This is a genomic window from Bradyrhizobium barranii subsp. barranii (genome assembly GCF_017565645.3).
GTDB classification, from domain to species: Bacteria; Pseudomonadota; Alphaproteobacteria; order Rhizobiales; family Xanthobacteraceae; genus Bradyrhizobium; species Bradyrhizobium barranii.
Map to the genome: position 1 here is coordinate 1 of NZ_CP086136.1, position 22023 is coordinate 22023.

Consider the following 22023-nt stretch of genomic DNA (forward strand, 5'->3'; position numbering starts at 1 on the left):
ATGAACACATCGGAACAGGATCGCTGGTCACGCGTGAAGAGCCGGCTGCGCTCGAACGTAGGCGAAGACGTCTACACGAGCTGGTTCGCCCGTATGGATCTGGAAGGCGTGCAGGAGGAGAGCGTACGGCTCTCGGTGCCGACGCGCTTCCTGAAGAGCTGGATTCAGGCGCATTATGCCGAGCGCGTACTGTCGTGCTGGCAGGCCGAGGCGCCGGAAGTGCATCGCATCGATCTCACCGTTCGCTCCGCGGTGCGCCCGGTCGTGCAGCAGAAGGAGACGCCTGCGCCGGTCGAAACACGCCGCGCGCCCGCGCCGGAACTGCGCTCGACGGCGACAGCGCCGGTCTCCGCAAATCATGACGCGCTCGGCGGCTCGCCGCTCGATCCGCGCCTGACCTTTGCAAGCTTCGTCGTCGGCCGCTCCAACACGCTGGCGCATGCGGCGGCTCGTCAGGTCGCCGAAGGGCGTCGCGGCGACCCCGTCATGTTCAACCCGCTCTACATCCATGCCGGTGTCGGCCTCGGCAAGACGCATCTGTTGCAGGCCGTGACCTGGGCCGGCAATTCCGGCAACGAGCGCAAGGTGCTGTATCTCACGGCCGAAAAATTCATGTACGGCTTCGTCGCCGCGCTGAAGACGCAGACGGCGCTCGCCTTCAAGGAAGCGCTGCGCGGCATCGACGTGCTCGTGATCGACGACCTCCAGTTCCTGCAGGGCAAGTCGACCCAGGCCGAGTTCTGTCACACGCTGAACGCGCTGATCGATGCCGGCCGCCAGGTCGTGATCGCGGCCGACCGTCCGCCGTCCGACCTCGAAAGCCTCGACGATCGCGTGCGCTCGCGTCTCGCCGGCGGTCTCGTGGTCGAGATGGGCTCGCTCGGCGAAGAACTGCGACATGGCATCCTGAAGTCGCGCGTCGCCGCGGCTCGCGCCCATCACGCCACCTTCGACGTGCCGGAGGAGGTGTTGCTCTATCTGGCGCGCACCATCACCCACAACGGCCGCGACCTCGAAGGCGCGATCAACCGGCTTCTCGCGCATTCGAAGCTGAACAACCAGCCAGTGACGCTGGAGATGGCCGAGCGCGAGGTCCGCGATCTGGTCCGGCCGCAGGAGCCGAAGCGGATCAAGATCGAGGACATCCAGCGCGTGGTGGCGCGGCAGTATAATGTCAGCCGTTCCGACCTCCTGTCCTCGCGCCGCACCGCCAACGTGGTCCGTCCGCGCCAGGTGGCGATGTATCTCGCCAAGACGCTGACCCTGCGCTCGCTGCCCGAGATCGGCCGCCGCTTCGGCGGGCGCGACCACACCACGGTGCTGCACGCCGTGCGCAAGATCGAGGCGCTGGTCAACAAGGACACGGCGCTGTCCGAGGAAGTCGAGTCGCTGAAGCGCCAGCTTCAGGAATAAACGCCTAAGGCTCCTGCCATTCTCCCGCCGCCCCGGCCATGCCTGGGCGGCGGTGTTCGTTTGTCGGGACGGCCGCCCTCCTTTTGGGCTGTAAATCGTGGGGAACCACCCCGCAATCCCTTGAAACGGATGGCTTTCCGCGCCACCTTGCGCGACCCTGACGGCTTTGGTCATATCGGCTGGATGATCCGGCTTTTCGGGGTCTTCGATGCCGTGGCGCGCGTCCCGCCGCCCGGCTTTTCCAACGTTGTGTTTCCTTGGGGATCGGGCGAGTAGTGCAATGAAGGTTACGGTCGAACGCGCGCAACTCCTGAAATCGCTGGGTCATGTCCACCGCGTGGTCGAGCGCCGCAACACCATTCCGATCCTCGGCAACGTGCTGGTCCGCGCCGAGAACGCGAAATTGTCGCTGAAGGCGACTGACCTCGACCTCGAGGTGACGGAGACGCTCCCGGCCGAAACCGCGACCGCGGGCTCCACCACGGTGCCGGCGCACATGTTCTACGACATCGTGCGCAAGCTGCCTGACGGCTCGCAGATCGTGCTGGAGGCCGACGGCGACCGCGCCGTGCTGGCGATCCGCGCCGGCCGCTCGCGCTTCACGCTGCAGACCCTGCCGGAGAATGATTTCCCGGATCTTGCCGCCGGCGACATGTCGCACTCGTTCTCGCTCGCCGCCAAGGACGTCAAGCGGCTGATCGACCGCACCCAGTTCGCGATCTCGACCGAAGAGACGCGCTATTATCTCAACGGCATCTATCTGCACGCCGCGGGCACGGCCACGGCCGCCACCCTGCGCGGCGTTGCCACCGACGGCCACCGGCTCGCCCAGCTCGACCTGGTCCAGCCCAAGGGCGCCGACGGCATGCCCGGCGTGATCGTGCCTCGGAAAACCGTCGGCGAGGTGCAGCGCCTGATCGAGGACAACGAGGCCGAAGTCACGATCGAGCTGTCGCAGGCAAAGATCCGCTTCACCATCGGCAATGTGGTGCTGACCTCGAAGCTGATCGACGGCACCTTCCCCGACTATGGCCGCGTGATCCCGCAGGGCAACGACAAGGAACTCGTCGTCGACAAGAAGGATTTCGAGAACGCGGTCGACCGCGTCTCCACCATCTCCAGCGAGCGCGGCCGCGCCGTGAAGCTCTCGCTGTCGCCGGGCAAGCTGGTGCTATCGGTCACCAACCCGGATTCCGGCAGCGCGACCGAAGAGCTCGAAGTCGAATACGCCTCCGACGCCCTCGATATCGGCTTCAACTCGCGCTACCTCCTCGACATCGCCGCCCAGATCGAAGGCGACGTCGCCACGCTGAAGCTCGCCGACCCCGGCTCGCCGACGCTGGTGCAGGACAAGGACGACAAGAGCGCGCTCTACGTGCTGATGCCGATGCGGGTGTGAGGCCTACCGGCCTCCTTCGCATTGACTACATGCGTCATGGCCGGGCTTGTCCCGGCCATCCACGTCTTGGGAGCCTGAGAACGTGGGTGCCCGGCAATGACAGAGTGATATGACCCCCTCCCGCATTCAACGCCTGACGCTGACGCATTTTCGCAATTACCGGGCGGCGGGGCTCGAGACGGCGGCTGACATGGTGGCGCTGGTCGGGCCGAACGGGGCCGGCAAGACCAATTGCATCGAGGCGATCTCGTTCCTGTCGCCGGGCCGCGGCTTGCGGCGCGCCACGCTGGAAGATGTCGCCGACAACCAGGGCGACGGCTCCTGGGCGGTGTCGGCGCAGGTCGAGGGTGCGCTGGGGCTCGCTACGCTCGGCACCGGCATCGACGCGCCGCGCCCCGACAGCACGATCAGCCGGCGCTGCCGCATCGACCGCGAGCCGGTGAATTCGGCCACCGCCTTCGGCGACCATATCCGCATGGTGTGGCTGACGCCGGCGATGGACGGGCTGTTCATGGGCGCGGCCTCCGAGCGGCGGCGCTTCTTCGACCGCCTGGTGCTGGCGATCGACAGCGAGCATTCCAGCCGCATCTCGGCGCTCGAACGCTCGTTGCGTTCGCGCAACCGCCTGCTCGAGACGCGCAATTACGACGACCATTGGTGTGACGCGATCGAGCGCGAGACCGCAGAGCTTGCGGTCGCGGTCGCCGCAACGCGCGGCCAGACCGCAGCGCGCCTCACCGGCATGCTCAACGCCCGCGCGCAGGAATCCGCGTTTCCGTCCGCTCAAATCGCGCTGGACGGCTGGATGGAGAACGCGCTGCTCACGGAGACCGCGACGTCGGTCGAGGACCGCTACCGCCAGATCCTGCGCGACAACCGCCCGCGCGATGCCATCGCCGGCCGCACCACCGACGGCCCGCACCTCACCGATCTCCAGGTGATCTATGCGCCGAAGAGCATGCCGGCGCGCGATGCCTCGACCGGCGAGCAGAAGGCGCTGCTGATTGGCCTCGTGCTGGCGCATGCAAGCCTGGTCGCCGAGATGACCGGCATCGTGCCGCTGCTGCTGCTCGACGAGGTCGTCGCGCATCTCGATCCGAACCGGCGCGCGGCGCTGTTCGAGGAGCTGCGCAAGCTCGGCGCGCAGGTGTGGCTGACCGGCGCCGACCCCGCCGCCTTTGCCGACATTGGCGTAGGCGGCGATGTCTTTGACGTCGAGAGCGGACGTGTCTCCGCACGGCGCTAGACCGCGCCGTTGAACCCGGCCGTTTGTAATCGCGACTAGCCTTTGAGGCCGCGGCGATGCCTGTCACGGCCTTCGCCAGCGCGCAAATGACGTCACGCGCGAAAACCCTGGAGAATGAGATGCGGACGGTAAGGACCGGGGCGCGAGTCCCGGCTCAATGGCTGGCCTTTGCGTGCGGCCTCCTCTTGCTCGCGGTCTGCATGCTCGCAGCAAGCGCCAGCGCCTGGGTGCCGCATCTGTCGCCGCTGTTCGCGTCGGCGCTCACGCCGGACCCCGCTGCCAAGCTGCCCGCGCCCACCCGCTACAGCTACCGAGGAACGCACACCACCGTCGTCAAGGGCGTTGAAACGCCGCTCCGCACAAGGCTGGAGGCCACCGTGCCCGCCGAGCTCGGCGACGTCCTCGCCTTCTACCGCACCGAGCTCAGCAAGCTCGGCTGGCAGGAGCAGCGCGATGGCGCGGTGGTCTCCGCCGATCACGTCAAGCTCGCCTTCGCCTCCCCGCTCGGACCTGGCATGCTGGCGCTCGACCGCAAAGACGCCAGCACCGCCGTCAATCTCGTGCAGAAGAATGCATCTGTCGCGGCCAATGCGAACGTGATGCCCGAGCCCGGCCAGGCGAAGCTGGTGTTCTCCAATATCAGCGAAACGGAAGCCACGCTCACGATCAACGACCGGACCATCAGGCACGCCGCCGGCGCCTACGCGGTTTCGCTGGATCTGCAGCCCGGCAGATATTCCTACGAGGTGAGCGTGCCGGGCCATCCAGCCACGACGAACATCCTCAACTTCGCCGCCGGCGATACCTGGGAGCTTACGGTCGGGCGCGACGGAGAGGCATGGTCGCCGCTCCTGCTGTATTGAACCTCCCGGGTTTCTGCCGCGACTTCTCGTCTGAGGCCGCGCCGACGGTGTCGCAGCCTGCAAATGCGCACGCCTGAGCCGTGCGCAATATCCTGGAGACGTGACGATGTCGATGATCCCGCGCGGGACGCCAGTCCCGGCACGATGGCAGCTGCTTGCCTGCGGCCTTGTCCTGATGGCGAGCTGCTCGATCGCGGCCGCCGCCGACGGAGGCATCGTCGACGTCCATGCGCTGCCGCAGCTCGAGGGCGCGGTGGAAGACACCTCGCGCCCCGATCCCTACCGCGTCGAATACCGCATGCCGACGCCGGAAGCCGTGACATCGCCGGCGGTGAAGAAACTCCTGAGCGCTGACGGCTGGGTGCCCTATGTCAGGCCGCTGGAGGAGAAGAGCACCACGCTGAACTTCAAGAAGGGACGGCAGGGCCTTTCCGTTCACTTCACGCAGGCCCTCGGCCGGCCCGATCAATCCGTGGTCTACTACACGACCGACCGGATCTACGGGAACGTGCCGTTTCCGGACGGCGCGAGCGACATCATGTTCGACGGGACCCGGCCCTATCTCGGCTGCATCGCGCCCAGCGCGCTCGATGCGACGTCGGATTTCTACGCCAGCCAGATGGCTGCGATCGGCTGGCAGAAACTCACGCCGGAAACCGCCGCGCGCTGGACGACCAGCCTCGATGAAACCGTTCCCAACGGCCTGCGCGCCTTCTACGCGCACCCCGACAGCAAGGACACCGGCTTCTACCAGCAGAAGCCCGTCATGCTGACACTGACGCGCCGCGACGACGGCCGCACCAATGTCGATATCCGCGTCGCGCCCTTCGCCCTGCCCAGCGAGCTCAAGGCCGATGGCGATCTGGCCGGCCTGCCGCGGCCGAACCCGACCAAGACGGCCAGGGGCCTCGGCAGCGCAAGCTCCAACAAGCGCGAGATGTCGGCCGCCGCGATGGCCGAGCTGCCCGCCGTGCTGGCCTTCTATCACCGCGAGCTCGCCGCGCGCGGCTGGCAGGAGGATGGCAGCGCGCCGCTCGCGCCCGACGACGAGGTCGCGATCAAGATCTCCAACGCCGAGGAAACCGGCGTGCTGCGGCTCGGCCGCAAATACGATTTCACCATGGTCAGCCTGACCGCACAGGTGAAGGACTCCGCGCTTGCCGCCCGCGCCAAGGCGAAGAAGGAGGCCGACGACAAGTTCTTCAGCGATGCCGCAGCAGCCGCACAGAAGATGATCGCCGCCGACGAGGCCCGCCGCAAGGTGCAGGCCGCCGGACTGTCCGATGCGCCGCTCAATGCGCTCGCCGACAGCAAGACGCCGGTGCCGCTGCCCGAGACCGCCGAAGGCGTGACGTTCGAAGGCGGCGACGGCCGGCTCGAATTCTCTTCCACGTCGAGCGTGAAGGCTCTCGGCAGCTTCTACCGCGCATCGTTGAAGAACGCGGGCTGGAAAGAGCAGCCCTCCGTCATCAACCAGCCCAACATGGCGGTGATGGAATTCTCCAAGGCCGGCAAGTCGATCTCGATGACCGTGATGCAGATGGGCCCGAAGGTGAATGTCAGCGCCAACGGATCCGGCCTGGTCGTGGCTGCGGCGAAGCCGGTTGCGACCAAATCGGCAGAAGCAAAGCCGATCCAAGCAAAATCGACCGAGCCGCTGAAGCCCGATCCCGATTCCGCCCTGCCGGTGCCGACGCAGCGCAGCTCGAGCGGGATCAGCTCGACGAAATTCCCCGGCAGCGACCAGTCGTTCCGCAAGGAGCTTGAAGCCAGCATTCCGGCTGAGCTCTCAGATGTCCTCGCCTTCTATCGCGCAGAGCTCACCAAGCGCGGCTGGCAGGAAAAGACTGACGGCGCGACTGTCACCGCCGATCGGGCGGAGCTGGCGTTCACCTCGCCGGAGGGTCCGGCCATGCTGAAGCTCGGCCGCGCCAGGGAGGAGACAACGGTCAGCCTGGTGCAGCGGAATCCGCAGGCAGCGGCCATGGCCGACATCATGCCCAAGGCGGGCCAGGCCAGGCTGATGCTCGGCAATATCGGGCCGAAGGAGGCGTCGCTGACGATCAACAAGCAGACCATCAAGATCGCGGCCGGGGCCGGCGGCCCGCAATCGCCGAAAGGCCCGATGCTCGACCTGCCGCCCGGCAAGTACCAGTATGCGCTGCGCCTACCCGGGCAGCCCACTCGCAACGAGACCCTGACCGTAGCCGCCGGCGACGCCTGGGGCCTCCTGGTGGGGCCAAGCGGCGACGTGCTTCCGCTGCAGATGTATTGAGGTGCGACGAAGCAGGTGCGCCCACGCGCAGCCGGCGTTTCGGACCCGTGGGCGGAAAGTTGATCTAAATCAACAGAGCGTTGCGGCATTGCGGCCCGAATAGGCGTCAACAGGGTTCTGACGTCTCCAAGAGGGAGCTTGCAATGAACCGTACCCGTCACGTTGACGATAGCTCAAGGCCAGAAAGTCGCTTACTAAACCACCGCAACTTGCTGCTTTGCGGCACCGCACTGACGGTCGCTTTTTGGCTGTGCGCGCTGGAGACGACCAGCCTCGCGCAGCAAACCACCGGCACGCCGGGTTCGCCGAGCGCCACGACAACCATCGATGGCAAGCAGCTTCCGCCTGAACCTCCGAAGTTCGAAGGCGTGATCAAGGAAGATGCCACGGACTCCAAGCCATACTGGCCACCGTCCGTTGTGCCGCCCAAAGGCGCGCCGAACGTGCTGCTGATCATGACCGACGACCAGGGTTATGGCGTGACCGGCACCTTCGGTGGGGTGGTCCCGACCCCGAACATGGATCGCATCGCCAAGGCGGGCCTGCGTTACACGCAGTTTCACTCGACAGCGCTCTGCTCGCCGACGCGGGCAGCGCTGATCACCGGCCGCAACCACCACTCGGTGGGGTTTGGCGTGATCGGTGAAATGTCCACCGGCTTTCCCGGCTACGATTCCGTCATCGGCCCCGACAGTGCAACGGTCGGGACTATCCTTCGGGACAATGGATTTGCCACCTCATGGTTCGGCAAGAACCACAACACCCCGACCTATCTGTACAGCTCGGCCGGGCCGTTCGACCAATGGCCAATCGGCATGGGATTTCAGTATTTTTATGGGTTCATGGGCGGCGAGACCGACCAGTGGACGCCTTACCTTTTCCGCAACACGAGCCAGGTTTTTCCATGGGTCGGCAAGACCGGCTACAACCTCATCACCGACATGGCGGATGACGCCATCAACTACATGAACGGACTGAACGCGGCGGCGCCCGAGAAGCCGTTCTTCGTCTACTACGTGCCCGGCGGCACCCATTCGCCACATCAGCCGAAGAAGGAATGGAGCGAGAAGTTCAAGGGCAAGTTCGACATGGGTTGGGAGAAGCTGCGCGAGCAGATCTTCGCCAACCAGAAGAAGCTCGGGGTTATCCCGGCGAACACCCAGCTCACCGCCTGGCCGGATACGCTGCCGAAGTGGGACTCGCTCTCGTTCATCCAGAAGAAATTGTACGCGCGCGAAGCCGAGGTGTTTGCCGGCTATGCGGCGTATACCGACTACGAAATCGGCCGCGTCATCCAGGCGGTCGAGGACATGGGCAAACTCGACAACACGCTGATCATCTACATCAGCGGCGACAATGGCACCAGCGCCGAAGGAACGCTCGAGGGCACTCCGAACCAGATGACCGCCTACAACGGCATTCTGAAACTGCCCGAAACCGAGCTGATGCTGCACTACGAGGATTGGGGCTCCGACAAGACCTACCCGCATATGTCGGTGGCGTGGTCGTGGGCCTTCGACACCCCGTTCAAATGGACCAAGCAGGTGGCATCGCACTTCGGCGGCACCCGGCAAGGCATGGCCATCTCATGGCCCGGCCACATCAAGGACGTCGGCGGCATCCGCAGCCAATTCCATCACATGATCGACATCGTGCCGACGATTCTGGAAGCCACAGGCATTCAGGCTCCCGACACCGTCAATGGAATCAAGCAAAGGCCCATCGAGGGCGTCAGCATGGCCTATACGTTCGACCAGGCTAACGCCAACGCGCCGTCAAAGCGCGACACGCAGTATTTCGAGATGTTCGCGAACCGCGGCATCTATCACGATGGTTGGTATGCATGTACGACGCCGCCTGCGCCTCCCTGGCTTCTGGGCACCGCCAAGCTGCCGGGGATCAATGAATACAAGTGGGAGCTTTACAACATCGCCGAGGATTACTCGCAGGCCAATGACCTCGCAGCCAAGAATCCCGACAAGCTCAGGGAGTTGCAAGCGTTGTTCCTGTCGGAGGCGGCGAAATACCAGGTCTTTCCGCTGGACAACTCGGTCCTGCCCCGCATTGTGACACCGCGCCCAAGCGCGACCGCCGGACGAACCGTTTTCACATATTCTGGTGAGAACGCTGGCATCCCTGACGCTAACGCTCCGAGCCTTCTCAATAAGGATTACACGATCACGGCCGAGGTTACCGTTCCTAAAGGCGGCGCGGAAGGAATGATCGCAACTCTAGGCGGTCGCTTTGGCGGATACGCCCTCTACCTGCTCAAAGGCAAGCCGGTCTTCGTATACAACTTGCTCGATCTGGAACGGTACCGCTGGGAAGGCGGCATTGGCGGTCGCGACTTGTTTACCGATGCGCTCAAGCCGGGCAAGCACACCATTGTATTCGACTTCAAGTACAACGGACCCGGCCCGGGCAAGGGTGGCACCGGCGTACTGACGGCCGATGGCAAGCTGGTGGCCGCAAAGACGATCCCGCACACGATTCCGTTTCTTATGGCCATCGACGAAACGTTTGACATCGGCAGCGACACCCGCACGACGGTGGACGACAGCTATAAGCTGCCCTTCCGTTTCACCGGCAAGATCGACAAGCTGACCTTCAAGCTTGGCGCAACGCAGATGACGGAGGATGAGCAAAAGGTCATTCGACACGCACTTGAAAGAGCGAGGGACTGAGCGCGACAAGTCGTGGCCAATGCCACGACTCATCCTTCTTCGCTAGGAAATCGTTCGGCGGATCCGCTTCGAAAGCCTGCGCGAAATATCATCGCGTATAGAAGGGAGTGCCGGCAGTGGATCCTTCATTTGGCGCGCTGGATGCGTTGCCGGCGCCGGCGGCCCGCAATCGCCGAAAGGCCCGATGCTGGATCTACCGCCCGGCAAGTATCAGTATGAGCTGCGCCTGCCCGGGCAGCCCGCTCGCAACGAGACCCTGACCGTAGCCGCCGGCGACGCCCTGGGGCCTCCTCGTGGGGCCAAGCGGCGACGTGCTGCCGCTTCAGATGTATTGATCCCGCCGCCTGTGCCTGTAACGGTCAGGTTGAACCTGTCCGGTTGGTGGGGCGACTAGTCGTCCGGAGGCGGCGGCGACTGTGTCGCAGCCGCTGCATCGCGCGAAGACTACAACGCGCGACATCCCTGGAGAGTGGCATGACGACGGTGAGGCGCAGAACGAAGGTCCCGGCACGATGGCGGCTGTTCGCGTGCGGCCTGGCTCTTCTCGCGGGCGGCCTGGTCGCCGCAGGCGCCGGCGGATGGCTGCCGCACCCGTCACCGCAAACTTCGGCCGCACTCACACCGGCGGATCCAGACGCCGCGATGCCGGTGCCGAAGCAACACAACTTCTCCAGCTCCAACACCACCCATATGACCGGCATCGAAATCCCGCTGCGGGTCGGGCTCGAAGCCCGTGTACCGGCCCAGCTCAGCGATGTGCTCGCCTTCTACCGCACGGAGCTCGCAAAGCGCGGCTGGGAGGAAAGGCCTGAGGGCACTGTGGTTGCCGCCGATCACGCTCAGCTCGCCTTTGTCTCCCCGAAGGGGCCGGCCACCCTGAAGCTCGGCCGCGCGAAGGACGAGACCACAGTCGACCTGGTGCAACGGAATACGGAGGCCGTGGCCAAGGCCAATTTCCTGCCGATAGCAGGACAAGCGCGGCTGATATTCGGCTATCTCGCGCCGGACACGGCTTCGCTCACGATCAACGATCAGACCATCAAGATCGCGGGCGGCGTCAATCACCCACAAACGCTGGATCTGCCGCCCGGCAAATATTCCTACAAGCTGGTCGTGTCGGGCTATCCGGTGCGCACCGATACCATCACCGTGGCCTCAGGCGAGGCCTGGTCCCTCAGCTTGGGCGACAACGACAAGAAGCCGGATCAGATCTACTGAACCAAGTGACCTGTTCCGGGACGCCACGGCGCCTGGGAACGCGCTTCTCCGCCCCGCAAAATCCACGCCTTCAAGAGCTAAAAACAGGACCTCGAATCGCCCTTTTCGCAAGCCCCAGAATCGGCCTTCGAGAGCCTTGAAAACCGGCAAAAAACCCCTATTTCGTCAAAGGGTTGCCGGAGGATACTTTGCGCTAGGCGCAAGCGGTCTTTCATGGCACAAATAGCCTGCAAATCAGCGCCTTTTGCGCGGCTGATTCGGGCGACATCTCGAAGGCCTCTCATGACAGAACCTGCTCGGCAGACGCCTGCCGAAAACGAGCCCTCAAATCCAAGCGATTACGGGGCGGAATCGATCCGCGTGCTCAAGGGTCTCGACGCCGTCCGCAAGCGCCCGGGCATGTATATCGGCGACACCGACGACGGCTCCGGCCTGCATCACATGGTCTACGAGGTCGTCGACAACGCGATCGACGAGGCGCTCGCAGGCCATGCCACGCGCGTCGACGTCGTGCTCAATGCCGACAATTCCGTCACGGTGCGCGACGACGGTCGCGGCATTCCCGTCGACATCCACAAGGGTGAAGGCATCTCCGCGGCCGAGGTCATCATGACCCAGCTCCATGCCGGCGGAAAGTTCGACCAGAATTCCTACAAGGTCTCCGGCGGCCTGCACGGCGTCGGCGTCTCCGTCGTCAACGCGCTGTCGAGCAAGCTCGGCTTGCGCATCTGGCGCGACAACAAGGAGCACTACATCGAGTTCGCCCATGGCGATGCGGTCGCACCGCTGGTGGTGGTCGGCGACGCGCCGGGCAAGCGCGGCACCGAGGTGACGTTCCAGGCCTCGACGGAAACCTTCAAGAACATCGAATATGATTTTGCGACGCTGGAGCACCGGCTGCGCGAGCTCGCCTTCCTCAATTCCGGCGTCAACATCGCCCTCTCCGACATGCGCCATGCGGTCGAGAAGCGCGAGGAGATGCACTATTCCGGCGGCGTCGAGGAGTTCGTCAAATATCTCGACCGCAACAAGAAGGCGATCGTGCCGGCGCCGATCATGGTGCGCGCGGAGGCCAACGGCATCGGCGTCGAGGCCGCACTGTGGTGGAACGACAGCTACCACGAGAACGTGCTGTGCTTCACCAACAACATCCCGCAGCGTGACGGCGGCACCCATCTGGCCGGTTTCCGCGGCGCGCTGACGCGCCAGGTCAACGGCTATGCCGAGGCCAATGCGAAGAAGGAAAAGATCGCGCTGACCGGCGACGATTGCCGTGAAGGCCTCACCGCCGTTCTCTCGGTGAAGGTGCCCGATCCGAAATTCTCGTCGCAGACCAAGGACAAGCTGGTGTCCTCGGAAGTGCGTCCCGTGGTCGAGAACGTCCTCAACGAGGCGCTCCAGGCCTGGTTCGAGGAGCACCCTAGCGAAGCCAAGATGATCGTCGGCAAGGTGATCCAGGCCGCCGCGGCGCGTGAAGCCGCGCGAAAGGCGCGCGAGCTGACGCGCAAGAGCCCGCTCTCGGTCTCCTCGCTGCCCGGCAAGCTCGCCGACTGCCAGGAAAAGGACCCGGCGAAGTCCGAACTCTTCATCGTCGAGGGCGACTCGGCAGGCGGCAGCGCCAAGCAGGGCCGCAACCGCGAATTCCAGGCGGTGCTGCCGCTGCGCGGCAAGATCCTCAACGTCGAACGCGTCCGCCCCGACAAGATGCTGGGAAGCGAGCAGATCGGCACGCTGATCACCGCGCTCGGCACCGGCATCAGCGACGAATTCTCGATCGAGAAGCTGCGCTATCACAAGATCATCGTGATGACGGACGCCGACGTCGACGGCGCCCACATCCGCACGCTGCTGCTGACCTTCTTCTACCGGCAGATGCGCGACATCATCGACGGCGGTTACCTCTATATCGCCCAGCCGCCGCTCTATAAGGTCAGCCGCGGCAAGTCCGAGCAGTATCTGAAGGACGAGCGGGCGCTCGAGGATTATCTGATCGACACAGGCCTCGACGACTGCGTCTTCATTCCCGGCGTCGGCGGTGATCGCACCGGCCGCGATTTGCGCTCGCTGGTCGACGACGCCCGCACCGTCCGCAGCGTCCTGCGCAATCTGCACAGCCGCTACAATCGCAAGGTGATCGAGCAGGCCGCCATCACCGGCGTGCTCAACAAGGCAATCTACGGCGATCCCGAGAAAGCCGCCGCAGCGGCACAATACATCGCGGGACGGCTGGACAACCAGGCCGAGGAGGTCGAGCGCGGCTGGGTCGGCCAGTACGTGGAAGGCCAGGGCTTCCAGTTCGAGCGCACCGTGCGCGGCGTCAAGGAAGCCGCCGTCATCGACGCCGCCTTCCTGGGCTCGGTCGAAGCCCGCAAGCTCGACGAATACACCGTGAAGCTCCAGGACGTTTATGCCCGCCCCGGCAAGCTGCGGCGCAAGGACATCGAGCACATGGTCTACGGCCCGGTCGACCTGTTCGAAGCGGTCACCGACGCCGGCCGCAAGGGCATCACGCTCCAGCGTTACAAAGGTCTGGGCGAGATGAACCCGGAGCAGCTCTGGGAAACGACGCTGGACATCGATGCGCGCTCGCTGTTGCAGGTGAAGGTCAAGGAGGTCGACGAGGCCGACGACATCTTCACCAAGCTGATGGGCGACGTGGTCGAACCGCGCCGCGACTTCATCCAGGAACATTCGCTGAGCGCGACGATCGATATCTGAGGCTCGTGGCTTTGGGTGATCGTCATGCCCGGGCTTGTCCTGGGCATGACGTTCCATGCGCCTCAATTATCGTCGAACAGATTGACATCCCGAGACCGAGACCATTTTCCTTTGTGGTGTAAAACGGCTCGAACAAGCGAAAGCTTTCCGCGGGAAGGATGCCCTCGAGCGCCACCTCATTGGCCGATTGTTCGCTACGCGATGATTGTGACCCTAAGTCTCAAGAAACGCCTTTAGGCCGACCAGCACGAATTGCATTCCCATGGATGCTACGATGAGCCCCATGAAGCGTGTGACTGTCGCTTGCGTGCCTCGGCCTAGACGAGGCCCAAGCCGAACAGCGAGGGTCAACGCCACAAATGTTACGCCTGCTCCAGCGACAGCGGCGATGATTGCCGTCACCGGCAAACCATCGGGCGTATGAACAGCTGCCAACGTGACCACGGCCGTAATAGTTCCGGGACCGGCTGCAAACATTAAAAGTGGTACAAGTGAGCCCTGAACGTCCGCGTCGCTATTGTCGGGCGGCGCCTGAGCAACCGTATGGCTGCCACGCAGCATATCGAATCCCATATACGCGATGATCATTCCGCCGACGACCCTGAACACGTCAAGCGAAATCCCGAAGATGCTTAAAACCTTGAGTCCGACCAACGCAGAGCCCATCAATATGATCAGAATGTTGAGGGCGACCTTGGCCGCCTCGCGTCGTCGTTCCGGCGCGGTCAGATTCGGCGTCAGGCTCAGAAAGAGCGAACCGCACACTACGGGATTGATAACGGCCAAAATGGTTACAATCGCTTGCAGAATTTGGTGAAGGTCTGTCACGAGATCGACTCACAAATTCTAGGGGCATTTGCTCAATCGCCGGGTGCGTGATTATTCTGACGCGCGTCCTAGCCTCTGGCAGTGCGAAATCGGTAAACGGGCTGAATGTCGGATCGAAAACATCGCTTTGGCATTCGGGTCGAGAACGACGGCTAGCTTGGTGCGATGTCACAGAGTGTCAATAACTTTTCCAACATCTCCGTCGACAGTTATCCGTCATCGATTCGCAAGCCGAGCGAGAGCTATGGCTGATTTTGGGTGACGCGGCCTGATCAGGCGGCGTGGCTTTCAGTGTTCGGAATGACTTCGATTCCGTCGATGAACTTTACACCGGCGATGACTTTCGGCAACTGGTTCGTGCTCTTCAATCGCCGCCAGGTCTTCGATGCGGCGTCGATGAGCTTGAACACCATCAGCTTCGCAGTTTGTTGCGACAGCGATCCCTTGGTCCGCACCGTTCGGTGGCGCACCGTGGCGAAGACGCTCTCGATCGGGTTCGAGCTGCGTAGGTGGATCCAGTGCTCAGCAGGGAAGTCGAAGAAGGCGAGCAGCGCATGGCGATCCTTGATCAGGCACTCCACCGCACGTCCGTATTTGACGTGGTATTTCTCGACGAAGACGTCGATCGCGGTTTCAGCTTCGGCCCGGTGTGGGGCCAGATAGATGTTCCGCAGGTCGTTCTTCATGGGGCCCTGCACGGATTTGGCGACCTTGTCGAGTACGTTGCTCACTTTATGGCACCAGCATCGTTGGTGCCGCGTGCCGGGAAAGGCCTCGTCCAGTGCCTTCCAGAAGCCGAGGGCGCCGTCGCCGATGGCGAGTTGCGGGGCAATCGTAACCCGCGTTGCCGCAGGTCGATCAGGAGTTCGCGCCAGCTCTGCGCGCTCTCGCGCACGCCGACCTGGAAGCCGATCAGCTCCTTCTTGCCTTCCGGCGTGGTGCCAATCAGCACCAGCATGCATTCGCTGTGATCTTCCATGCGGGCCTGCAGGTACACGCCATCGGCCCAGATGTAGACATAGCGACGCGCCGACAGATCGCGTCTCTGCCAGCGTTCGTACTCGACCTGCCAATCGGCCTTCAGGCCGGCGATCACCGAAGGCGACAGGTTCGGCGCATCCTTGCCGAGCAGCGCCGAGAGCGCCTCCTGGAAGTCGCCGGTCGAGATGCCGCGCAAATAGAGGACCGGGATCAAGGCATCCAGGCTCTTCGTCCGCCGCGCCCATAGCGGCAGGATTGCCGAACTGAAGCGGAGGCGGTCGCCTGGCCCGCTCGCTCCGCGGTCGCGGACCTTGGGACGAGCGACCTCCACCGGACCGATGCCGGTCGCAATCTCGCGCACCGGACCGTGCCCATGTCGGACCAGGCGCGCTCGACCGTCGGGCAGCGTCAGATTGGCCTTGCTGGCCAGAAACGCGCCAACCTCGATCTCGATCGCCCTGGCAAGCAGGTCCCGCGCGCCGGCTCGAACGATATCGGTCAGTGGATCATCAACCGCGGACGGCTGACGGAAAGCAAGAACATTGGTAGTCTCGGTCATGGCGTATCGCTCTCCTCGAGAGGTTCTGGCAGGCTCGTCACCCGCCTCGATACGCCGCCTTCCTCACACCGTCATCACCCAGATTCCGCCATAGCTCGCCGAGCGATTTGGCGCTCGGCTCATTCGGCGACCTTATTGCAAAGCTGAAAATCGAACGACCCGAAAATCTCGCGAAGGCGGTTTCAGTGGGCTGCAACGCTGCGACGCGCCATCACCCGCTACAGGTCCGCCGTGGTCGTCCTCGAGGAACGACGTGGCACGTGATCACCTACACCAAGCGTCAGTCTCCCTGACAATTTTCGTTAGAGTGTCCCGCGGTTCAGGCATATTGCTCTAACTTTATCAGCGTAGCAGTCTCTCCGTCTGGCTCACAAATGACGGAGCATCCCATGACTAAGATGTCACTGCCGCGAAGCCTCATGCTATTGGGAATCATGCTCTCGCCAGAGCCCTCCGCCGCTATCGAAAAACTCAACTGTCCTTTCAATTTTACCAGCAGCGATCCCTCAAAGCTTGAAAGAATGAAGGCCCTTCTTCCCGACGCTGACGCGATGGGAAGTCTCGGCCGGCTCAACTCGACTATCGATACTCTACGTCGTGACGGTATGGCAAAGAGTCAGATTGTAAGTCATCTTGTCGGCGCTTACTGCCTGATCGTCGCTCAAGAAAGCTCGCAGACTGATGCAGAAAAAGCTGCAAAGGTTCGGCGCTTCGCTGGGCAAATCACGCAGTTGGTCTACAGCTTGGAAAGCGGGCTGGACGTCATTGTCAACGTTCCACTTGCGCCGGATGTCGTCGACGCGCTCAATGCCACCGCACGCAAGCAGGGTCTATCGAGTTCTGCATGGATCGCAATGACTGTAGAAAATGCTCTGCAGCAATAATAAGTTTACCTTACAATATGTCACCCGATTTAGTAGCGGAGCGCGACTGATCTGAGCCACTACCGGGGCTTTACAAATAAAGCGGCCTGAGCGCTTCATGGCAGGAAGCAAGGTTCATGGGGCGGGATCGACGAAGAAGCAACCAAGCGGATCGAACCAATATGAATCCCATTCCATTTGTGATGCTCTGCCTCTCCCTGATCGTGAATCCGGCATTGGCGCAGCAGCCTTCTCAGCAGCCATCCGCAACGACGGCCGCAAGGCAGTCGTCAGCTGAACCGGCATTTGACAGGCTACTCGGCCGCTGGGTACGTCTCCAGGGAGGTTACGTGATCACCATCCGAGCTGTTGACGCGGACGGCAAACTCGACGCGAGCTACGCAAATCCGAGACCATTGCCTTTTCATGTCGCGGTCGCGAGCAGGGACGGTAACGCGCTCAAATTGCTCTTCGAGTTGCGCGCCGCCGGTTACAACGGCTCGACCTACACGCTCAATTATGACGCGGCCAACGACCGGCTGAACGGCGTCTTTGATCAGGTGGTCGCCAAACAGAAGTTCGATGTCGTATTCGCTCGCGATAAATCATGACGCAATTGCCATTCTGATGAAGCTCGACGTGGTTCGCTTAGATCGAGCGAGCTCATGACGTTTAATCATCGGTCAACACCTGATGGCGTCCGCACCTGCAGGCCTTCAAACTCTCGATAGACCGTTAACTTCTTGGCCAATGACGCCTTCGATGGCCACCTAAGTATACCCTCCCGCGTCCGCCGAGTGCGGGACGTTCCAGTGCGCCGCCTTGCAAAGGCGTCGATACAACCAGAAGCGGCGCCCGACGCGGTAGAGTCAGAGTTAGGCGTTGGAGCGCGTTCCTAGAGTCAGGCTGTTGAGTTATTTGAGTCAGAGAATTATTTTACGGCACGTCGAGTGACCCTTGATTCTATTGCGAAATTTCGGGCGACTGTGTCAAAGTTATTTGTGTGGAGACACATTCACGAAGGGGCGTCATGCCCGGGATTGTCCCAGGGCACGTTCTTCGTGCATCGGGGCAAAGGCGTGGATGGCCGGGACAGGCGAGCGGAAGCGACGCCGTCCTTTGGACGGCTATGCTCGGCCATGACGCTGTGGAGACACCGCCGATGAACCCGACCAGCGGCCATCACGACGAAATGGCGTGAACCCATCGGCCCGTTCTGGCCGGGAAACGTCGCGGCCATGACCAGTTCCGCAACTGCCAGCCCTGTCCTCCCCTCTCGCCGTCTCGGCGTGATCGGTAGCATCGTCGGTGTGCTGGCGCTGATCGCGGCCGTGTTGTCGCATTGGGTCATACCCGCGATCTACCCGCCGCCGCCGGCCGACAAAGTGATTGTCGACACCGGCCACCGCCTGAAGGATCGCATGATCGCGCGGGTCAAGGGCGTCGAGTATCAGGCGCCGCCACGCGAGAAGTCGACGGGAAGCCAGCTGAGGGAGGCATCCTCGATCGGCGCGATCTCGCTCGGCCTGCTCGCCATCCTGTTCTCCGTGCTCGCGCTCGTGTTTCGCGAGGAGAGGCTTCTGGCGGGCGTCGCGGCCGCGCTCGGCAGCGGCGCCATCGCCATCGAGATATCTTTCCTCGCCATGGGCGTCCTGATGCTGATCGTCGTCCTTTATGTGGTGGCGAACAACATCGGCCTGTTCTAGGGCCGCTTGCCGCAAGCTCCGATCCTCATCCTTGTAACTTCAAGGTCGCCGGGCGGGATAGAATGGCTCGCGCGGTGGCGGACGGGAGACCGGCTCATCCTGGGGCATTGAAGCCCGCTCCTCAGCACGGGACAGAGGAGCCCGCGAAGCGGGCGTCTCGAAGGATGGTCGCAAGCAAGATGTCCGGGCCTTCATGGTTCGAGACGCGCGTTCCGCGCTCCTCACCATGAGGGGCTAGCAGCCTCTTCGGGGCTAACAGGCTGGCTCTAACCGCAGCGAGCACAATTGCTCCCGCGGTCAATTCTCTGTAGTTTCCGCCCGAAACAGCCCCACCCAACAGGACAGCGAGAACCCCGTGGCGCCCATCCAGTACATTGTCGAGGGCGGTCACCGGCTCTCGGGCTCGATCGAGCCGTCCGGCAACAAGAATTCGGCGCTGCCGATCATCGCCGCCGCCCTGCTCACCGAACATCCGGTGACGCTGGAGAACGTACCGCGGATCCGCGACACCGAGACGCTGGTCGAGCTGATCCGCTCGGTCGGCGCGGCGGCGGAATGGACCGCCCGCAACACGCTGCACATCCACGCCAAGAGCATCCGCGCCGCCGACCTCGACCCCGAGCTCTGCGTCCGTATCCGCGCCTCGATCCTGCTCGCGGGCCCCCTGCTCGCCCGCTGCGGCGAAGTGATGCTGCCGCCGCCCGGCGGCGACGTCATCGGCCGCCGCCGCCTGGACACCCATGTGCTCGCGCTCGAACAGCTGGGCGCAAAGGTCACCGCGACCGACCGGCTCGAATTCCGCGCGGCAAAGCTCGCCGGTGCCGACGTGTTTCTGGACGAGCCGAGCGTCACCGCAACCGAGAACGCGCTGGTCGCAGCGGTCGCAGCCGACGGCGTTACCCATTTGCGCAACGCGGCCTCCGAGCCGCATGTGCAGGACCTCGCCAATTTCCTGGTCGCGCTCGGCGCGCGAATCGAGGGCATCGGCACCAACACCATGATCGTGCATGGGCCGGCGGCGCTGGGCGCCACGACCTACCGGATCCAGCCCGACCATATCGAGGTCGGCTCGCTGATCGGGCTTGCGGCCGTCACGCGTTCCCCGCTTCGCATCGTGCGCGCCGGTGTCGAGCATCTGCGTTCGATCCGCATGGGATTCGAGCGGCTCGGCATCGTCTGCCGCATCGAGGGCGACGATCTCATCGTCCCCTCGAACCAGACGCTGAAGATCCAGGACGATTTCGGCGGCCACGTGCCGAAGCTGGAAGACCAGCCCTGGCCGGCCTTCCCGGCCGATCTGATGTCGATCGCGATCGTCACCGCCACGCAATGCGACGGCGTGATCCTGATGTTCGAGAAGATGTTCGAATCGCGGATGTTCTTCGTCGACAAGCTGATCGCCATGGGCGCGCGAATTGTTCTCTGTGATCCTCATCGCGCCATCATCGCCGGCCCCAGCCGCCTGCGCGGCGCATCGATGATCTCGCCCGACATCCGCGCCGGCATGGCGATGCTGCTCGCCGCGGTCTGCGCCGAGGGCACCTCCACGATCAACAACGCCGACCAGATCGAGCGCGGCTATGAGCGCATCGACGAACGCCTGAACGCGCTCGGCGCGAAGATCAGGCGCGTGCCGGAGAGGAAAGGCTGAGGGCTCCTCTTCCCTTCTCCCCTTGTGGGAGAAGGTGGCGCGAAGCGCCGGATGAGGGGTATGTCTCCGCGAATCCACTCTGATTTGAATTCGCGGAGACATACCCCTCACCCGTCTCGCCGCTGCGCGGCGAGCCACCCTCTCCCCTTGGGGAGAGGGTGAAGAAGCATCTCGCACTCGGGGCCATGTTTTCGACGTGCGGCTGTGCTATTGCAACCGCCATGCTCGACACCGTCCAGCCTCGTCCGCAGCCGCAAGCCGGCGTGCCGCAAAACCATCTCGCCGAAGAGTTCGTCGAGACGCTGCGGCTGGCCGTGCCGATGATGCTGACGCAGCTCGGGCAGATCGCGATGATCACGACCGATCTCGCGCTGATCGGGCGGCTCGGCGAGGATGCGGTCGCGGCCGCCGCGCTGGCGCACACGGTCTATTTCGTCAGCTTCACCTTCGGGCTCGGATTGATGGCCGCGGTGTCGCCGCTGGCCGCGCAGGCGTTCGGCGCCGGCGACGTCAAGCGCATCCGCCGCTCCCTGCGCGCCGGCCTGTGGATCGCGCTCCTGATCTCGCTGCCGATGATGGCCTCGCCGCTCTACGGCGAGCGCATCCTGCTGGCGCTCGGACAGGCGCCGCAATCGGCCGCGCTCGCGCAGCGCTATCTGAACGGGCTGGCCTGGGGCATCGCGCCGGCGCTCGGCTTCATCGCGTTGCGCAGCATGATGAGCGCGGTGAACCGGCCGCAGCCGCCGCTGTGGATCACCGTTGCAGCGATCCCCGCCAACGCGGCGCTGGTCTATTGCCTGATCCACGGCCTGTTCGGCCTGCCGGAGCTCGGCCTGTTCGGCGCGGGGCTTGCGACCACGCTCGTCAATCTCGGCACCTTCCTCGCCGTGCTCGCCATCGCCGCATGGCGAAAGCCATTCGCGGACTACCGCCCGCTCGCCCATCTGTGGCGGATCGACTGGCCCCTGATGCGACAGCTCATCGCGGTCGGCGCGCCGATCTCGTTTTCCCTGCTGCTGGAATACGGCCTGTTCTCGTCCGCCGCGCTGCTGATGGGATTGATCTCGACCACTGCCCTTGCCGCGCACCAGATCGCGCTCCAGGTCACGGCCGTGCTGTTCATGGTCCCGCTTGGCATCGGCATGGCGGCGACGGTCCGCGTCGGCCATGCTTTCGGCCGCGACGACCCGGCCGCGGTGAGGCGCGCGGGCCTCGTCGCGGCGGTACTTGGCGTAGCGTTGGTCTCGACCCTGACCGTTGCCATCATCCTCGGCCGCTATGAGCTCGGACGGTTGTTCTTCGGGAGCAGCGAGGCCAGCGCGGCCACTGTCGAGCTGACGGCGACCCTGCTGCTGGTCGGCGCGACCTTCTTCATCGCCGACGGCCTCCAGACCATCATGGCCGGCGCGCTGCGCGGCATCAACGATACAAGGATGACGTTGCTGTTCGCGGCGATCGGCTATTGGTGCGTCGCCTTTCCCATCGCCTGGGTGCTGGCCTTCAATGTCGGGCTCGGCGCGGTCGGCGTCTGGATCGGGTTCTCGACCGGCACGTTCGTCTATGCCGGCCTCCTGATCTTGCGCTTCCGCATGCTGACGCGCAGACTGGCGGGATGATCG

15 protein-coding genes and 2 pseudogenes are annotated in these 22023 nt (G+C 63.8%); 15 read left to right on the forward strand and 2 right to left on the reverse strand.

The window, feature by feature from the left end; all coding sequences use genetic code 11:
- The 10 genes and pseudogenes from dnaA to gyrB all read left to right on the forward strand — a co-directional run bounded on the left by dnaA (position 1) and on the right by gyrB (position 13816).
- Complete coding sequence (dnaA, locus tag J4G43_RS00005) at positions 1-1413, forward strand: chromosomal replication initiator protein DnaA (RefSeq protein WP_063980098.1); 1413 nt, start codon at positions 1-3, stop codon at positions 1411-1413.
- 129 nt (positions 1414-1542) lie between these two features.
- Positions 1543-1689: a hypothetical protein gene (locus tag J4G43_RS00010; RefSeq protein ID WP_157791208.1), complete on the forward strand. Its 147-nt coding sequence runs from the start codon at positions 1543-1545 to the stop codon at positions 1687-1689.
- A 4-nt stretch (positions 1690-1693) separates the two neighbouring features.
- Positions 1694-2812 (forward strand): DNA polymerase III subunit beta, encoded by a 1119-nt coding sequence (gene dnaN / locus J4G43_RS00015; RefSeq protein ID WP_014491013.1) that lies wholly within the window; start codon positions 1694-1696, stop codon positions 2810-2812.
- 109 nt (positions 2813-2921) lie between these two features.
- Positions 2922-4058 carry a DNA replication/repair protein RecF gene (gene recF, locus J4G43_RS00020; protein WP_208083690.1) on the forward strand — a complete coding sequence of 379 codons (1137 nt, stop codon included), beginning with the start codon at positions 2922-2924 and terminating at the stop codon, positions 4056-4058.
- A 119-nt stretch (positions 4059-4177) separates the two neighbouring features.
- Entirely contained in the window at positions 4178-4921 is a 744-nt protein-coding gene (locus J4G43_RS00025) for a hypothetical protein (protein ID WP_071917050.1), read from the forward strand.
- A 106-nt stretch (positions 4922-5027) separates the two neighbouring features.
- A complete protein-coding gene (locus J4G43_RS00030; protein ID WP_208083691.1) occupies positions 5028-7196 on the forward strand; it encodes a hypothetical protein in 2169 nt (722 codons plus the stop codon).
- Positions 7197-7339: 143 nt separating this feature from the next.
- Positions 7340-9880, forward strand: coding sequence for an arylsulfatase (locus J4G43_RS00035; RefSeq protein ID WP_208083692.1), 2541 nt, complete (start codon positions 7340-7342; stop codon positions 9878-9880).
- 148 nt (positions 9881-10028) lie between these two features.
- Positions 10029-10215 (forward strand): annotated as a pseudogene (locus J4G43_RS55820) (hypothetical protein); the annotation flags it as partial.
- Between the two features lie 139 nt (positions 10216-10354).
- Entirely contained in the window at positions 10355-11098 is a 744-nt protein-coding gene (locus tag J4G43_RS00040) for a hypothetical protein (RefSeq protein ID WP_208083693.1), read from the forward strand.
- Between the two features lie 282 nt (positions 11099-11380).
- The gene (gyrB, locus tag J4G43_RS00045) at positions 11381-13816 is read left to right on the forward strand and encodes a DNA topoisomerase (ATP-hydrolyzing) subunit B (RefSeq protein ID WP_063980103.1); all 2436 of its coding nucleotides are present in this window, start codon (positions 11381-11383) and stop codon (positions 13814-13816) included.
- Positions 13817-14029: 213 nt separating this feature from the next.
- Here the strand turns inward: gyrB and J4G43_RS00050 are convergent, their stop codons facing one another.
- Together J4G43_RS00050 and J4G43_RS00055 are read right to left on the reverse strand one after the other, a co-directional pair.
- Positions 14030-14644 (reverse strand): MarC family protein, encoded by a 615-nt coding sequence (locus J4G43_RS00050; protein ID WP_063980104.1) that lies wholly within the window; start codon positions 14642-14644, stop codon positions 14030-14032.
- Positions 14645-14916: 272 nt separating this feature from the next.
- Positions 14917-16184 (reverse strand): annotated as a pseudogene (locus tag J4G43_RS00055) (IS256 family transposase).
- Between the two features lie 389 nt (positions 16185-16573).
- On the opposite strand from J4G43_RS00055, the gene J4G43_RS00060 reads away from it, so the two are divergent.
- From J4G43_RS00060 to J4G43_RS00080, 5 genes are all read left to right on the forward strand, one after another.
- Positions 16574-17068 carry a hypothetical protein gene (locus tag J4G43_RS00060; RefSeq protein WP_187387846.1) on the forward strand — a complete coding sequence of 165 codons (495 nt, stop codon included), beginning with the start codon at positions 16574-16576 and terminating at the stop codon, positions 17066-17068.
- A gap of 161 nt (positions 17069-17229) precedes the next feature.
- On the forward strand, positions 17230-17658 hold the full coding sequence (locus J4G43_RS00065; RefSeq protein WP_208083694.1) for a hypothetical protein: 429 nt from the start codon (positions 17230-17232) through the stop codon (positions 17656-17658).
- Positions 17659-18285: 627 nt separating this feature from the next.
- Positions 18286-18753: a hypothetical protein gene (locus J4G43_RS00070; protein WP_208083695.1), complete on the forward strand. Its 468-nt coding sequence runs from the start codon at positions 18286-18288 to the stop codon at positions 18751-18753.
- Positions 18754-19108: 355 nt separating this feature from the next.
- Positions 19109-20404: a UDP-N-acetylglucosamine 1-carboxyvinyltransferase gene (gene murA / locus J4G43_RS00075; protein ID WP_208083696.1), complete on the forward strand. Its 1296-nt coding sequence runs from the start codon at positions 19109-19111 to the stop codon at positions 20402-20404.
- Positions 20405-20625: 221 nt separating this feature from the next.
- A complete protein-coding gene (locus J4G43_RS00080) occupies positions 20626-22020 on the forward strand; it encodes an MATE family efflux transporter (protein ID WP_208083697.1) in 1395 nt (464 codons plus the stop codon).
- Positions 22021-22023: the final 3 nt, after the last annotated feature.

Bases quoted from the DNA above. Each gene is read 5' to 3' on its own strand.
- J4G43_RS00040 (WP_208083693.1), top strand. From the start codon at position 10,355: ATGACGACGGTGAGGCGCAGAACGAAGGTCCCGGCACGATGGCGGCTG.
- dnaN (WP_014491013.1), top strand. From the start codon at position 1,694: ATGAAGGTTACGGTCGAACGCGCGCAACTCCTGAAATCGCTGGGTCAT.
- J4G43_RS00080 (WP_208083697.1), top strand. From the start codon at position 20,626: ATGCTCGACACCGTCCAGCCTCGTCCGCAGCCGCAAGCCGGCGTGCCG.
- recF (WP_208083690.1), top strand. From the start codon at position 2,922: ATGACCCCCTCCCGCATTCAACGCCTGACGCTGACGCATTTTCGCAAT.
- J4G43_RS00010 (WP_157791208.1), top strand. From the start codon at position 1,543: ATGGCTTTCCGCGCCACCTTGCGCGACCCTGACGGCTTTGGTCATATC.
- gyrB (WP_063980103.1), top strand. From the start codon at position 11,381: ATGACAGAACCTGCTCGGCAGACGCCTGCCGAAAACGAGCCCTCAAAT.
- J4G43_RS00035 (WP_208083692.1), top strand. From the start codon at position 7,340: ATGAACCGTACCCGTCACGTTGACGATAGCTCAAGGCCAGAAAGTCGC.
- J4G43_RS00030 (WP_208083691.1), top strand. From the start codon at position 5,028: ATGTCGATGATCCCGCGCGGGACGCCAGTCCCGGCACGATGGCAGCTG.
- dnaA (WP_063980098.1), top strand. From the start codon at position 1: ATGAACACATCGGAACAGGATCGCTGGTCACGCGTGAAGAGCCGGCTG.
- J4G43_RS00065 (WP_208083694.1), top strand. From the start codon at position 17,230: ATGAATCCCATTCCATTTGTGATGCTCTGCCTCTCCCTGATCGTGAAT.
- J4G43_RS00060 (WP_187387846.1), top strand. From the start codon at position 16,574: ATGACTAAGATGTCACTGCCGCGAAGCCTCATGCTATTGGGAATCATG.
- J4G43_RS00025 (WP_071917050.1), top strand. From the start codon at position 4,178: ATGCGGACGGTAAGGACCGGGGCGCGAGTCCCGGCTCAATGGCTGGCC.
- J4G43_RS00070 (WP_208083695.1), top strand. From the start codon at position 18,286: ATGACCAGTTCCGCAACTGCCAGCCCTGTCCTCCCCTCTCGCCGTCTC.